The organism is Mesorhizobium waimense, from assembly GCF_003601975.1.
Classification (GTDB): Bacteria; Pseudomonadota; Alphaproteobacteria; order Rhizobiales; family Rhizobiaceae; genus Mesorhizobium; species Mesorhizobium waimense.
The window spans coordinates 102,339-116,843 of the sequence record NZ_QZWZ01000021.1 but is presented as its reverse complement, the minus strand read 5'-3'; the positions used below and the strand labels follow the sequence as shown (position 1 = coordinate 116,843).

At 61.5% G+C, this 14,505-nt stretch carries 12 protein-coding genes and 3 pseudogenes; 9 read left to right on the top strand and 6 right to left on the bottom strand.

Features of this window, described 5'->3' with window-relative positions:
• On the top strand, positions 1–544 hold a 544-nt coding region (locus D3227_RS24580; protein ID WP_120016858.1), incomplete at its 5' end, for an IS630 family transposase.
• Between the two features lie 357 nt (positions 545–901).
• Here the strand turns inward: D3227_RS24580 and D3227_RS24575 are convergent.
• Positions 902–1,624, bottom strand: coding sequence for a methyltransferase domain-containing protein (locus tag D3227_RS24575; protein WP_245451857.1), 723 nt, complete (start codon positions 1,622–1,624; stop codon positions 902–904).
• A 290-nt stretch (positions 1,625–1,914) separates the two neighbouring features.
• Between D3227_RS24575 and D3227_RS24570 the strand changes: the two genes are divergently transcribed.
• The 6 genes and pseudogenes from D3227_RS24570 (at position 1,915) to D3227_RS24550 (ending at position 5,599) form a co-directional block, all read left to right on the top strand.
• On the top strand, positions 1,915–2,808 hold the full coding sequence (locus D3227_RS24570; RefSeq protein WP_120016857.1) for a LysR family transcriptional regulator: 894 nt from the start codon (positions 1,915–1,917) through the stop codon (positions 2,806–2,808).
• Between the two features lie 14 nt (positions 2,809–2,822).
• On the top strand, positions 2,823–2,960 hold the full coding sequence (locus D3227_RS41745; protein ID WP_167480822.1) for a hypothetical protein: 138 nt from the start codon (positions 2,823–2,825) through the stop codon (positions 2,958–2,960).
• Between the two features lie 37 nt (positions 2,961–2,997).
• A pseudogene (locus D3227_RS43835) lies at positions 2,998–3,093 on the top strand (LacI family DNA-binding transcriptional regulator); the annotation flags it as partial.
• A gap of 72 nt (positions 3,094–3,165) precedes the next feature.
• Positions 3,166–4,011, top strand: a complete 846-nt coding sequence (locus D3227_RS44075; protein ID WP_342634012.1) for a substrate-binding domain-containing protein — start codon at positions 3,166–3,168, stop codon at positions 4,009–4,011.
• A gap of 237 nt (positions 4,012–4,248) precedes the next feature.
• Complete coding sequence (locus D3227_RS24560) at positions 4,249–4,914, top strand: GDSL-type esterase/lipase family protein (protein ID WP_120016855.1); 666 nt, start codon at positions 4,249–4,251, stop codon at positions 4,912–4,914.
• 436 nt (positions 4,915–5,350) lie between these two features.
• Entirely contained in the window at positions 5,351–5,599 is a 249-nt protein-coding gene (locus D3227_RS24550; RefSeq protein ID WP_147377666.1) for a hypothetical protein, read from the top strand.
• Between the two features lie 127 nt (positions 5,600–5,726).
• Here D3227_RS24550 and D3227_RS24545 read toward each other — a convergent pair whose 3' ends face one another.
• Entirely contained in the window at positions 5,727–6,683 is a 957-nt protein-coding gene (locus tag D3227_RS24545) for an IS481 family transposase (RefSeq protein ID WP_120016852.1), read from the bottom strand.
• Positions 6,684–6,850: 167 nt separating this feature from the next.
• On the opposite strand from D3227_RS24545, the gene secDF reads away from it, so the two are divergent.
• Complete coding sequence (secDF, locus tag D3227_RS24540; protein ID WP_120016851.1) at positions 6,851–9,409, top strand: protein translocase subunit SecDF; 2,559 nt, start codon at positions 6,851–6,853, stop codon at positions 9,407–9,409.
• 786 nt (positions 9,410–10,195) lie between these two features.
• Here secDF and D3227_RS42260 read toward each other — a convergent pair.
• The 4 genes and pseudogenes from D3227_RS42260 to D3227_RS41740 all read right to left on the bottom strand — a co-directional run.
• A pseudogene (locus D3227_RS42260) lies at positions 10,196–10,303 on the bottom strand (thermonuclease family protein); the annotation flags it as partial.
• Between the two features lie 82 nt (positions 10,304–10,385).
• Entirely contained in the window at positions 10,386–11,678 is a 1,293-nt protein-coding gene (locus D3227_RS24530; protein ID WP_120016873.1) for an RNA polymerase sigma factor, read from the bottom strand.
• Between the two features lie 31 nt (positions 11,679–11,709).
• Positions 11,710–12,060 carry a YciI family protein gene (locus D3227_RS24525; RefSeq protein ID WP_027156019.1) on the bottom strand — a complete coding sequence of 117 codons (351 nt, stop codon included), beginning with the start codon at positions 12,058–12,060 and terminating at the stop codon, positions 11,710–11,712.
• A gap of 441 nt (positions 12,061–12,501) precedes the next feature.
• Positions 12,502–12,605 (bottom strand): annotated as a pseudogene (locus tag D3227_RS41740) (ATP-binding protein); the annotation flags it as partial.
• Positions 12,606–12,881: 276 nt separating this feature from the next.
• Between D3227_RS41740 and D3227_RS24520 the strand changes: the two are divergent.
• The gene (locus D3227_RS24520; protein WP_120016872.1) at positions 12,882–14,387 is read left to right on the top strand and encodes an Ig-like domain-containing protein; all 1,506 of its coding nucleotides are present in this window, start codon (positions 12,882–12,884) and stop codon (positions 14,385–14,387) included.
• Positions 14,388–14,505: the final 118 nt, after the last annotated feature.

Sequence of the window (14,505 nt, the reverse complement as noted above, 5' to 3'; positions counted from 1 at the left end):
CCTCGACCGCGAGCAGCCCGTCCTGCCGATGATGCCTGGCATGCCGGAGCGCCGGACCCATTCCTACGTTCGTCATGGCACGACGTCGTTGTTTGCTGCCCTCGACGTTGCCTCGGGCTTCGTCATCGGCAAGTGCTACAAGCGGCACCGCGCCGCCGAGTTTCTCGACTTCCTCAAGCAGATCGACGCCCAGGTTCCCCATGGCCTCGACATTCACATTGTCATGGACAACTACGCCACTCACAAGACCGCCGCGATCAGAACGTGGCTGGCGCGCCGGCCGCACTATCATGTGCACTTCACGCCGACATCGGCATCCTGGATCAACCAGGTTGAACGGTGGTTTGCCGAACTCACCCGCAAGCAACTACGCCGCGGTGTCCATACCTCCACCAGCCAGCTTGAGGCCGATATTCGCGCCTTCATCCAGCGCCACAACGAGAACCCCAAGCCATATCGATGGACCAAGTCCGCAGACGACATTCTCGCCTCCGTCAAACGCTTCTGCCAGAAGGCGGAACAATCCTTATGCCACGAAATTTAGATTCAGATGACTAGAGTGTAAGTCTCAAGTGGCTAGAGCCTAACCGGCAAACCTGACCCAACGACGCCCGCTCATGGCGCGCAAAGCGGTCGGCACTACGCTGGATGAAAGGTCGGCTTTCCAGCCCCATCATCCTGGAAGCGGACGTTCCGTTTTCGGCCCATTGCGGTCACTCCGGATCTAAAGTCGGACGAAGCCGCTTGGCGCTTATCGGGCGGTTTTCGACGCGATGGCGGCGCGCCGTTTAATTAGCCACAATGTCAGCACGAGCGACCCACCAGCCGAGGGTCGGCTTTGACCCAAAGCCGACCCTCGCACACAGATATGGCATGACCACCAGCGCCAGCAGCAGGCTCCCTATTTTGTGGCAGCCGCAACGAGCATTTCGCATGGCCCCGCGAATTGTCCGTCCCGCTCGAACTGGCTAAGCGCCTCCTCGATTTCAGCCCAGGCGTCGTCCTGTTCCCGGGCGGACAGGCCGGCAAGCATCTGATGCAGCGCGCCAAACGATTCCTGCTCGAACTGCAAGCATTCCATTGCCGAATGCAGCCGCACCGGCGCATCGATCCTTTCGATGCGGACGTCGCGGAATCCGGCGTCGACCAGACGTTTTGCTAGAACCGTGGGATCGCCCAGGCTGAATGGGCCGGGCTGGCCGGGTAACGGCGCCGGCAGCGCGGCGCGACGGCGAATGATGCCGACAGGGATCGAAAAGAACGGGTTCTTGTCGCCAGCGGAGTAGACGATCGCGCCGACCCGTCCCCCCGGTTTGAGATGGTCGCGCATTCCACCCAGCGCCTTGTTCTGATCCGGAAAATAGATCAGCCCTACACGTGAAATGACGGCGTCGAATGGATCGGCGGATATGGCGCCAAGCATTTCGCCGTCGGCGACGACGGTGTCGATGTTGGTATAGCCCGCCAGTTTCGCATTGCTGGCGGCGAAATCAAGAATTCCTGCCGAAATGTCGGTGGCCAGCACATAACCCTCGGGGCCGACGCGGCGCGCCGCGGTCAATGTCTGCTCTCCCGCGCCGGCGGCGACGTCAAGGACGCGACTGCCGCGCTTTACGTCGGTCATTTCCAGCATCAGTTCGGTCGCTGGTCCAAGCCACCGCGACAGGAGCGGACCCCAGCGGTTCCAGGCTTCGGCGGCGCTGTCCCATTGCTTGCGGGTCGCTTCCTTGAATTTGACGGGGTCGAAAGTCGGTTGCTGCTGATCCATGATCGCCTCCTGGTGCAAGACCCACAACCGGAACGGCTTCCGGAAGACAGTATTGTCTTGCAGGAAACGATATTGGGCGCGTAGTTTCGGCTCAATTCTCGAAATTTCGACGTCCATTTTGCAAAATTGCACGGATCGGTTCCAAGATGCAGTGGGATGATTTGCGGATTTTCCTGGCGGTCGCGCGCGACGGCTCGATCAGCGGCGCCGCCAAACGCATGAACATTCAGCACTCCACAGTGTCGCGCCGCATCAGGCTGCTGGAGACCCAGCTTGGCACGCGCCTGATCGAGCGCAAGAAGTCCGGATACGAACTGACGGCGGCCGGCGCGGAATTGAAAATGGCGGCCGGCAAGATGGAGATGGAAGTCCTTGAGGTCGAAGGCGCTCTCGGCGGCCAGGAAAGTCATGTCGCCGGCGAGCTAAGGGTGTCCGCGATCAACAATATGGCCTCATCCGTGCTGATGCCCATATTTGCCAGTTTCACCGAAACCTATCCGGATATCGAACTGCATGTACAGGTTTCCAACAAATATGTCAGCCTTGCCGAGCGCCACGCGGATATCGCCATTCGCCTGACCAACACCCCACTCGATACGCTGGTCGGTATCCGGCTCACCAACGTTGCGTCAGCCGTCTACGGAGAAAGAAACTATCTGAAGGCTTTGCGCGCCAGCAGCGCCAAACAAAAGTGGCTGGGTGTTGAATGCTGCGCCTTCCATCAATCCTGGACCAACGCAGCATGTCCGGATCACCGTCACAGCCTATTTGTCGACGACACTTTGCTCACGCTTGCCGCCTTGAAACAAGGACTTGGGCTTGCCTACCTGCCCTGCTTCATGGGCGACAATGACGACCAGCTGGAACGCTTTCGCGCGCCAGACCCGATCCACGATCTGGGGCTATGGCTTCTCTATCATCCTGACCTCAGGCGTACCAAGCGGGTGAGGGTCTTTCGCGAGCACATGGTCGCGCAGATCGGGGACCAGAGTGCCCTGTTCGAAGGCCGGCGACCTATGCACAACCTAAGATTGAAGTGAGCGAGGACTGACCAATGAGCAGACATGTTTTTACCGTCCTGAACAATCCGGTCGAGGGGCGCGAGGCCGAGTTCAATGCTTGGTACGACGATCGCCACGTGCATGACATATTGAGGCTGCCAGGACTGGTTTCGGCCCAACGCTTCGGCTGAGCCCCGAGCAAAGCGCGACGACGCCGATGTCGGCAGGGTCGCCGGAGTCTCCCGCGGCACTGTCTCTAATGTCTTCAATCACCCGAACTTGGTGCGGCCCGACGTGCGTGAGCGCGTCGAGGCTGCGGCGCACCACCTCGGTTACGATGGTCCCGACCCCAGAGGACGAGTGCTGCGGGACGGCAAGTTCAACGCCATCGGATTTATGCCGCCGGGCGCCTATGCCATTGCCGACGTGATCAGAAGCCCATACGGACGAGAGCTGGTGCTTGGCGTTTCGCTTGCGTGCGACGAGGCCGGGGCGACGCTGAGCCTGGTCAACGGTACGGACGAAACGCGCACATCCACCATTCGGGAGGCGTTGGTCGACGGCTTCATTTTGGGCCATAGCGTAGACATCGACCTGATCACCTCGGCGCAGCGCGGGCGCCTGCCTTTTGTCATCCTCGAAAGCGATGCCGGCCCCGACATCAATTCGATCCGGATCGACGGCAGGAGCGGAGCGCTGATGGCCGTCGGGCACTTGGCTGCTCTCGGGCACCGGCATTTTGCGATCCTCTCAGTCCGACGCACATCCGGGCCGCCGATTGTCCATATGCCACGCAAGGGCAAGCGCGCGATAACGGCGGGGTTTCAGCTCGACCACGAAAGGCTCGAGGGCTTCGCTCAAGGGTTGGCGGAAGTCAATCTGTCGATCGATAACGTCCCGATCATCGAGACCGCCCCGGGTGAGCCGACTGCCGGAGCTGTTGTGTTCGATCGAGTTCCAGAAGCAACGGCAATCCTGACTATGTCGGATTGGCAGGCAATCACCGTGCTCGACGAGGCGGTTCGTCGCGGCATAAACGTTCCGGAGCACGTGTCGGTCGTGGGCTTTGATGGCACAGCGGAATCGGCACGCACCACGCCCCCCCTCACGACCGTGGCGCAGGACATTGTCGGGAAGGGGCGGCTTGCCGCCGCCATGGTGTTCGCGAACGCTGCCCCGAAGCAAATCGTCATGCCGGTTGAACTGGTGGTCCGCGGCACGACCGCCCGACCGCGTCGCTAAGTCAATTTACGCTGACAAGCGGACCATCACAAAAATTCTGAGTTGGTTCTGCTGTTGGCGCTTAGCGGACCTTTTGGACCGCGATCATGGCGCGCCGCCGTTTAATTAGCCACAATGTCAGCACGGCGCGGCCACCTACTTCGCCGATGCGGTCGTGAGAATGTGCTGTTACGATCCATCGCGGGCTCTGAGGCTTAGGCCAGGATAGCCCCGAATGGTCCCGCTGGGAGGTAGACCATGACAAAAGTGCGTGACGTTTCGTTTGTGGCCCTTGCCGCACTTTCCGCAATGTTGGGGTTAGCCGGCAACGTGGATGCCGAGGATGCACCTCCGACAATCGTCACCCTCGGCGACAGCTACATCAACAGCTATGGAGTAGCTGCCACTGAGACCTTTGCGACCAGGCTAAAGTCTGGGCTGAACGCTGCCAGGCACCCAGTGACAATTGTCGAGGTGGGGTACACGGCGACCAGCAAACGGGGTCTCACTTGGCTGGCGGAATCCAAGGACGGCCTTGACCTGCAGGCGAGCCCTGCAAACCACGTTGTCATCGTTGAATTGGGTCAGAACGATTGCGCTCGTATCGACCTGGATCACACGCGAGCGAACCTCGACCAGATTCTGAGTATCCTCGCCCAGAAGCGCGTTCCAGTGCTTGTGGTTGGAACCGCGGCCTATGGCTATTGCGGGGCTGACTATGCCGAGCCGTTTTCAAAGATGTTCTCCGAGCTAGCGACCAAGTATGGAGACTTGCTCTACGCCGACTTCAAGGAGGGCGTGACTGGGCATCCGGAGTTGCTGCAAGCGGACAACGACCACCCAAATGCAGCCGGTGATGCGATCATCGTTAGAAACATGCTCCCTATGGTTGAGGCGCTGCTCGCGCAGGTGCAACCGCGTTGAACACCCGTCTGAAGAACGAACGGCGTCTATGGAAGCTGGGCCGTGTTCTCAGTAGCGAATTGGCAGGCGTGACCAAGGCCCGAAGAAAGGGTCTTTTGTCCACATCATGAGCATGGCGCGTCTACCGGAGTCAGCCTTTCGAACATAGAAGCCCAACGATCAATCCTCCCACGGTATGGCCCCTGAGGGCGAATACCGATCTCGTCAAGCAGCATGTTCGAGCTAAAGATGGCCGTCCCCGTTTGAACCGAAGTGGAATTGAGAAATAGGGCTGGCCATGGCCTGCAGGGCCAGAGGTCTAAATAGCTTTCGGAGAGGAGCGAATTGCCAAATTGGCTTGTCCACACGCGGGTCGTGTCCCATCAGGTGGTGTAGCTCGGCGGTTACGAAGCCGCTCGCGAGCGCGCCGTTAGTAGCGCTGTAGCGAGTGAGCGGCGTGTCGGTGGTCATCGGCGCTTTCCGGTTCGAACGCATGACCGTTTTCGCGAAGAAATTCCTGATCGACTGGCGACAATTCGCCGGCGGCATACCGTTCGAGAAACGGTTGTCTGCTGAGGAAGAAGCAGCCGGCATCATCGGTGAGCAGAAATTCTCCATCGCCACACTCGCGAAACTTAAGTGGCCAGACCGTCATTTTGCAGTCACCGCATCGATAAGGGCTTGCCGAAGCGGTGTGTCAGCGTAGATTTTCTCTCGATAAACCGCATGGAGCACGTTCTTCCGTAAGTCGTCTAAATGGTCGGCAGGAAGAGCGGCGACCTCGATGCCATTGGGCGACTCTCAAAACTTTCACACCGCGTTCCGTTCGGGCTCTAGTTGTGGAACCTCAACAGGTTGTCCTCGGTTAGGCCGAGGCGGCTGATTGGTGTTTTGGACTTTAGGCTGCCGTGCGGTCGATGCCAATTGTATCGGTGCAGCCAGACGGGAAGTTCTCCGGCACGATGATCGGAGGTCGGGTAGGCAATGGCGTAGGCCCATTCCCTGAGCGCGGTCTGAATGAAGCGCTCTGCCTTGCCATTGGTCTTCGGCGTATAGGGCTTTGTGCGGATATGTTTGAGGCCAAGCTCGCGGCAGGTCCTGGCGAAGGCTTTCGATCTGTAGCACGAGCCGTTGTCGGTCATGACGCGCGCGACTGAGATACCAAGGCTGGCATAATAGGCCACCGCTGCCTTGAGGAAGGCGATGGCGCTTTCCTTGCGCTCGTCGGGCAGTATTTGCGAGAAGGCGACGCGCGAAGCGTCGTCGATGCAGACATGAACGAACTCCCAGCCCACGCCGCGACTGTTGGACTGGCCGGTGCGATCGCCGGTGATGCGGTGGCCAACCCGTTCAAATCGCCCGAGCTTCTTGATGTCGATGTGGATCATGTCGCCGGGATGCTCGCGTTCGTAGCGTCGGACCGGTTCGGCCGGCTCGATGTCTCTGAGCCGCGACAGTCCAGCACGCTTGAGAACCCGGCTGACGGTGGCGGGCGACACGCCGACCTCCATGGCTATGTGCTTGCCGGTCAGCCGCTGGCGGCGCAAGGCGACGATGCGCTCGGCCACGGCCTGTTCGGTCATGCTCGGCATGACGGTGGGCCGCGACGAGCGGTCGGCCATGCCTTTGCTGCCCTCGGCCTTGTAGCGCTCGACCCAGCGCGCCACGATCTTCGCCGACACACCATACGTCCGCGCCGCATTGGCTTTGGAAAAACCGCCTTCTATCACCGCCAGCGCCATCTCCTCTCGACGCAGCGGCGTGAGACGGGCATTCTTATGGTTGTCCATTCGGACCCTCCGACGAGTGCTGAAGCCTGGTAACTCCAGTCTCCTCGGTCCGGTCCGAATGGACAACCTTCTGAAAGCTCACATCTAGTCGAGTTGCTCGCCGATCGGAATGCCAGAGCACTTGTCGGAGGCGGTTTCCGCCCGATATGGGCTGAACGGACAAGAATATGCTGCATTTCTCGCGCTGGAAGACCATTCTCATCTGGCTGACGGTCCTGGCCGGTATCCTGTACGCAGCCCCCAACTTGGTTCCCGCCTCCACTCTGGCATCGCTGCCGAATTGGCTGCCGAAGCAGCAGCTGACGCTCGGGCTCGACCTGCAGGGCGGCTCGCACATCCTGCTCCAGATCGATCAGCAGGACCTCGCCAACGAACGCCTCGAATCGGCACGCGACGAGATCCGCACATCGCTCCGCGAAGCCCAGATCGGCTATACCGGGCTTGCCGGCACCGCCAATTCCATCCAGGTCCGCATTCGCGACCAAGGTCAGATCGAAGCTGCGAAGCGCGCGCTCGAAAGATTGACGCAGCCGATCTCGACCGGCCTTTTCATGAGCGGCTCCGTGACCGAGATGGAGATGGCCGAGCCGGAACCGGGCCTGCTGCGCTTTACGCTGACCGAAGGCGGGGTCGACTACCGGGTCGCCGCGGCGCTGACTCAATCGATCGAGGTGGTGAGCCGGCGCGTGAACGAGCTCGGCACGACCGAGCCGATCGTCCAGCGCCAGGGATCTGACCGCATCATGGTCCAGGTGCCGGGCCTGCAGGATCCGCAGCGGCTGAAGGATATTCTCGGACAGACCGCGAAGCTGACCTTCCAGATGGTCGACCAGTCGATTCCGGTAGAGGAGGCGATCTCCGGCCGCCCGCCGGCGGGCTCGACGGTGATGCATTCGACGGACGAACCGCGGGTTCCCCATCTGATCGAGAACCGGGTCATCGTCTCTGGCGAAAACCTCGTCGATGCGCAGGCAACCTTCGACCAGCGCACCAACGAGCCGGTGGTCTCGTTTCGCTTCGACAACCGCGGCGCCACCCGCTTCGGTCAGGCTACTCAGAGCAATGTCGGGCGCCTGTTCGCGATCATCCTCGACAACGAGGTGATCTCAGCGCCTCAGATCCGCGAACCAATCCTGGGCGGCACCGGGCAGATATCCGGCAGTTTCACGGTGGAGAGCGCGAACGACCTTGCGGTCCTGCTGCGCGCTGGCGCACTGCCTGCCGACCTCACCATCGTCGAGGAACGCACCGTCGGTCCGAGCCTCGGTAGCGATTCGATCGAGGCGGGCCAGTTCGCGTCAATTATCGCCGGGTTCCTCGTCGTCGGCTTCATGCTGTTTGCCTATGGGCGACTGGGACTGATCGCGAATATCGCGCTTCTGGCCAACGTCGCATTGATCATCGCCGTCCTGTCCGTTCTCGGCGCGACGCTGACGCTGCCTGGCATCGCCGGCATCGTGCTGACGATGGGCATGGCGGTCGATTCCAACGTCATCATCTTCGAGCGCGTCCGCGAAGAAAACCGCCAAGGGCGCTCGATCGTGCAGTCGATGGATTCCGGGTTCAAACAGGCGCTGGCGACCGTGGTCGACGCCAATGTGACGACGCTGATTGCCGCCGTCATCCTGTTCTTCCTCGGCTCGGGCCCGATCAAGGGTTTTGCCGTGACACTCGCCATCGGCATCGTCACCACCGTGTTCACGGCCTTCACGCTGACGCGCTGGCTGGTCGCGTTCTGGCTTCGCCGGCAGCGCCCGAAAGCCATGCCCAGCGGTGTCATGCGCCTGGTGCCCGACGACACGCGCGTGCCGTTCATGGCATTCCGAAAGTACGCCTTCACGCTGTCCTTGCTATTGTCGATCGCTTCGGCTGCGCTGTTCTTCACTGTCGGCATGAACTACGGCATCGACTTCCGCGGCGGTTCGAGCATCGAGGTGCAGGCAAAGGGCCAGCAGGCCGACATCGGCGACATCCGTGAGCGCCTGACGGGTCTCGAACTGGGTGAGGTGCAGGTGCAGGAGTTCGGGTCGACCCGGGATGTGCTGATCCGCATTGGCACCCAGGGGGGTGGCGACATTGCCGAACAGTCCGCCATTGCGAAAGTGAGAAGCGCGCTCGAAACCGATTACGAGTTCCGCCGCATCGAGGTTGTCGGTCCGACAGTGTCCTCCGAACTCGCGTTCAACGGTACAATGGGCGTGCTCGCCTCGCTGCTGGCGATGCTCGTCTATATCTGGATCAGGTTCGAGTGGCAGTTCGGGCTCGGCGCCATCATTTCGACGTTCCACGACGTCATCCTGATGGTCGGCTTCTACGTCGTCGCGGGTATAGAGTTCAATTTGACCTCGATAGCCGCGATCCTGACCATTGTTGGCTATTCCATCAACGATACAGTTGTTGTCTATGATCGGGTCCGCGAGAATCTGCGCCGCTATAAAAAGATGCCGATTGCCGAGCTGCTCGACCTGTCGATGAACCAGACGCTGGCGCGAACGGTCCTGACCGGCGTGACCACGCTGTTCGCGCTGGCGGCGCTTTCGATCTGGGGCGGCGAGGTCATCCAGTCCTTCACGATCGCGATGATCTTCGGCATCCTCGCCGGGACCTATTCCTCCATCTTCGTCGCTGGGCCGCTCCTGATCTTGTTCAAGCTCCGGCCGGGCGCCCTCAGTCCAGAGGAAGCCGCAGCGGCGAAAGAACCGCCGGCGCGACAGGCCGAGACCTGACGCAACGATGGGGCGCTGATCGGTGCAATTGGCCGTTATACGCACCGGGGCCGGCTTGAGATCATCGACGGGAATTATGCCCGTCGATGCGGGCCGAAAAGCAATGGCTCGCTGGATCGCCAGAAGGTCAGCTACGAACTGAACTGGTGCAGGACCAACGTTCCGGCAAGTCATCAGCCGATCAGCTTCGGATCGTCTGATTGGAGGTCTGTCTCGTCTTCGCTCGTTTGAAGGGCAACGACGAGCCAGAAAACCTCTCTCCCCCGTTAACTCGACCCTGCCTCACGGGTGCTGACGCCGGACAGATCCCGCGCCGGCACCTATGGCGACTGGCTCAACTACGCCTGCGCCCGCCGCTCCTGCCCAATAGCCGGCGTAAGCTGGGGGCGTGCTCCAGACAACCGGCTCGAGGCTGGCTATCTGCGAGGCCGGTCCTGGAAGGGCGAGGTTGCTCTTTCATGCAGGTACGGCTGTCGTCGGTGCAGGTGACTGGCAACCCTATTTGGTCACCGTTCTCGGTCGGCTGCCGTCGGACCCGTCTGGTGACGTGCCAGGATTTTGGGGTGGGTGAATAGGGCTTCGAACATGGCATCGGACTTCTGATCGAGGGGAAGGTTCGATTACTGTTGATCACTTTGTTATGTGGCCTTCGAAAATCGCGCCACGGCCTGAGGACACTGCCTTCTGAGACCCGCGCCACATGACTACCGGCACCACATTCCGCACCCGGCTCTCGGACCTCGGATCTCGGATCTCGGACAAGACCGTTTACCCAAGCGCATGTAACTCGGGCGCGTCGATGCCGTTGAAACGGATACGCTGCCCGTGAATCTCGACCGTGTCGCCGTCAATGACGGAAGCGACACCGGCGATCGGCGCCGGGCTCGGACGCATTTGCCGCCGGAAAACGGCAATCAGCCGAAGACCGAAAGCTGGAAAAACACATACTTTAAGCGCTGGGCAAAATGCGCAACCTCTACAAGGACCCGCGCCTTCCGGGATACATCGCTGCGTCGGCCGCCTCGGCGGCGCGCTGTCTCAGCAGGTCATGTTCCCGCCTGTTGCCCGCCAGCGCCGCGGCCGCTTTGAACGCGGCGCGCGCCTCCTCGTAACGGCCGAGCTTGTGGAGTAGGTCGCCGCGAACGCTCGGCAGCAGGTGATAGCCTTTGAGCGCCGGCTCGCGCGCAAGGCGGTCCACGATCACCAGCGCCACTTCTGGGCCCTCGGCCATGCCGACGGCAACCGCGCGGTTGAGGTCGATGATTGGCGAGCACACGACAGCCGCCAGCTCCGCATAAAGTCCGGCGATGCGCGACCAGTCGGTATCGCCCGCCTTCCTCGCCTGGGCGTGGCAGGCGATAATCGTCGCCTGGAGGACGTAAATGCCGCCGGCTCCGCCTAATTCGCGTGCTCGCCCGAGCGCCTGCATCCCGCGCCGGATCTGGAGCTGGTCCCAGAGTGCGCGGTTCTGGTCCAGCATGAGGATTGGCTCGCCCTCTGCGTCAGTACGGGCCGCCGTGCGCGAGGCGTTCAGCTCCATCAGAGCGAGCAGTCCATGGGCTTCGGGCTCGTGCGGCACGATGGAGGTGAGCACGCGGCCCATGCGAAGTGCTTCATTGCAGAGCTGGGGGCGCAGCCAGTCCTCGCCGCTCGCCGCGGTGTAGCCTTCGTTGAAGATGAGGTAGACGACCTCCAGCACCGAGGAGAGCCGCTTTGAGAGCTCCTCGCCGCTTGGGGTCTCGTAGGCCAGCCCCGATTCCGAAAGAGTCCGCTTCGCGCGCACGATGCGCTGGGCGATCGTCGCCTCCGGCAGCAGGAAGGCCCTGGCGATCTCCTCGGTTGTCAGGCCGCAGATCATCCGCAGTGCCAGCGCCGCGCGCGCCTCGCGCGACAGTCGCGGGTGACAGGCGGTGAAAATGAGCCGAAGTAGTTCATCGCCTATGTCGTCGTCCAGGGCCGAGTCGAGGTCGGGCATGGCCTGCTGCTCCTCCTCCATGTCCCAGGCGATAATGTCGTGCTTGCGCTCGAGCATCCGGCTGCGGCGCAGATGATCCAGGGCCCGGCGCTTGGCGGTCGCCATCAGCCAGGCGCCGGGTTTTTCCGGAACGCCTGTGGCGGGCCACCGCTCAAGGGCGGCCAGCAGGGCTTCCTGCGTCAAATCCTCGGCCAGCGGCACATCGCGCAGCATCCTCGCCAGATTGGTGATCAGCCGAGGCTGCTCGATCCGCCACACGGCGAGGATCGTGCGATGGGCGTCGGCGACCGTCATGGCCGCCGACCGCGTCTGCAGGAACGTCGGCTCAGGGGCCGGCAAATGCGCGGACCTCGCACGTGCCCTCCCAATCCGGCATGAAATCCTTGTGGAGCTGCATGAACTCCACCGCCGACGCCACGGCCTCTTCCTTGTTCCGGAACTCCATGATCGCGTAGCCGCCGATGACCTCCTTCGCCTCGACGAACGGGCCGTCGATGACGCTGAGCTTCCCATCGGCGATGCGCACCTGCGCGCCCATCGCTACCGGCGTGAGCCCGCCCATGTCGACCATGCGGCCGGCCTTGATTTCCCGGTCGGCGAGCTTGTTCATCGCCTCGATGAGTTCCGCCGTTGGCGGTCCAGCGTGGGCGGAAGTGACGAACGACATGAAGCGCATTTGAGAACTCCTCCTGAGGCGAGCCGCGGACGTGATGGCCGCTGAACAGTCTCGCTAATAAGTCGACGAACCAGCCCCCGGCGGATCGACATGCGCTTTGAATAAAATCACGCCCGGGCTCTAAAGACGATGGGCGAGTGAACAGGTTCGATTGACCAACCCCATCTAACGCCGACAGCTCGTCCAGCGTCGTGAGTTGCGTTGCCGTGTGAATTTTGGCGTCTAGGAGGCTGCTTGCGCATTCTTGAGGGGCAGTGGTTCTAACTTCCGCTAAGAGGTCAACTCCCGCCGTTGGACGTGTGTCAACTGAATGGCCGGTTCTGGCGCAACCGCGACTTCCAGAGTGGTCGCCGGCTATGTCCGCTTCCAGGCGGTGGCAAAGCTGCTATGTAAACCGGCCCAGATTCCAGCTCAACGCACCAGCGGCAATAAATTAATCCGCCCTAACATTTGCATGCCGACCTTGCCCGGCGCGATCATCATCTGGACATCGACCGGCACGGCCTCGATGCCTGTAAAGCAACCGTGCGAACCGGCGCCACCATCTTTTCTCAAGCCCAGGAACTGGCTCGCTCGAAGCCGGTGCAATCTGGCCGTAAGCGACGTCGAGCAAGACAAGCACAGATTTTCGACTTAGCCAAGAACATTACGGGATGTCATCGCAGTGCACAGAACTCCATCGGACTGCCGCCGCCCGAGACAGAATTAACCAACATGGAAAAGGTGAAGGGGTTTGTCACCGATCCGACTCGCATACGATGTTATGGTCGGAAGTCGGGGGACATCCGCAGCGCGCCAGGCGCAAAAGCGAGGAAGACTGGATGCCGACCTTAAGCAATGGCAGTGAGCTCACCGTATGGGAAGAACCCGATTTTCCCAGTCCGAGCCCTGACGCGGTGCTTTTCAGCATTGTGGAAACCGACGGCGACGTGATCGGACCGATAGGGGCAAAGGCGGATTTCCCATTCGGTGGGATCGACCTGGCTTCGGTCGATGTCTTCGACGGCTTCTTCACCATCACCAGCTTCACCCACGAGGGCAGGACCGAGACCTGGTCGACGGTGGAATCGCAGGTTTTCGACAACGAAGGTAATTTCATCCGCACCCTGACCGACCAGGCGGCCTACCTGTCGGCCCGGATCGTCTCCGTCAACGCCGACAGCCCCGACACCATCACGGTGACTTGGGTCGGGGGCAACGAATATTTCGGTGGCGAAAACACCCAGTACGGCCAGCATCAGATCATCCTGGAGGGCGGCGCGCTTCAGCCCGACACCTTCGTCAATCACGCGCCCACGGTCGCCAATCTGAATGTATCGGTTTCGCAGGGGGAATTTCTCGACGATATCAAATTCAGCGCGGCGGATGCCGACTACGATCTCCTGAACTTCGTCGTCCTGGACGGGCCGGACCACGGCACCCTTGAGCCGAGCACGAATTTCGACGGCAACTACTACCCGTTTCACCAAGGTCACGTCGGCGCCAGCCTGCACTATCATGCGGGCTTTTTGAGCGACAATCTGTTCGACTACACGCCCGAGGCCGGCTTCGTCGGCACCGACAGCTTTACGGTTTACGCCACCGACGGCCAAGGCAACAGCGATGTGGCGACGATTACGATCACAGTCACACCACCGGCCGAATCCATCGCGCTGAGCGACGCCACGAACACCGTGAGCTATGGAAGCTACGATCGTGCCGTTGGCGTCGCCGCACTGGGCGGCGACGACCGCGTCAGCGGCACCCCGTTCAACGATACGCTCGACGGCGGCGCCGGCCACGATCAGCTGTTCGGCGGCGAAGGCGCCGACACGATCATCGGCGGCGCGGCCACCGATTGGCTGAAGGGGGGCGCCGGCAATGACGAGATGAGCGGCGGTGCCGGCACAGACGCCATCCGAGGTGATACGGGCGACGATTTCCTTGATGGCGGCGTTGGCTCCGACGACCTGCGAGGCGGCGCTGGCGACGACATCCTCAATGGCGGCGCCGGCCGCGACCGGCTGGCCGGCGACGCGGGCAGGGATATCTTCGTGTTCGACGCGCTTGGGCCGGCGAACTACGACAGTATCGACGACTTCAATGCGCTTGATGATATGTTCCAGCTGGACAGTTCCGTATTCGTCGGGCTGTCGGACGGCCCGCTTTTCGCTGCGGTCTTCGCGCTCGGCAACAAGGCCATCGATGACAGCGACCATATCCTTTACGACGACACGACAGGTGCTCTGCTGTTCGATGTGGACGGGGTGGGCGGAGCGGCGACCGTCCAGTTCGCCACCGTGCACCCAGGCATCCGGCTCACCGCGGACGACTTCTTCGTGGTCTAGACGCGGATTGGTAGGGCGGCATGCAGTGCCGCCTGCAATCTGCGTGACGCGATGCCTTCGGACGAATTGGTATCCGTTATGTTTGCCGAAATGCTGTCTCGGCAGCGCATCACGGAAG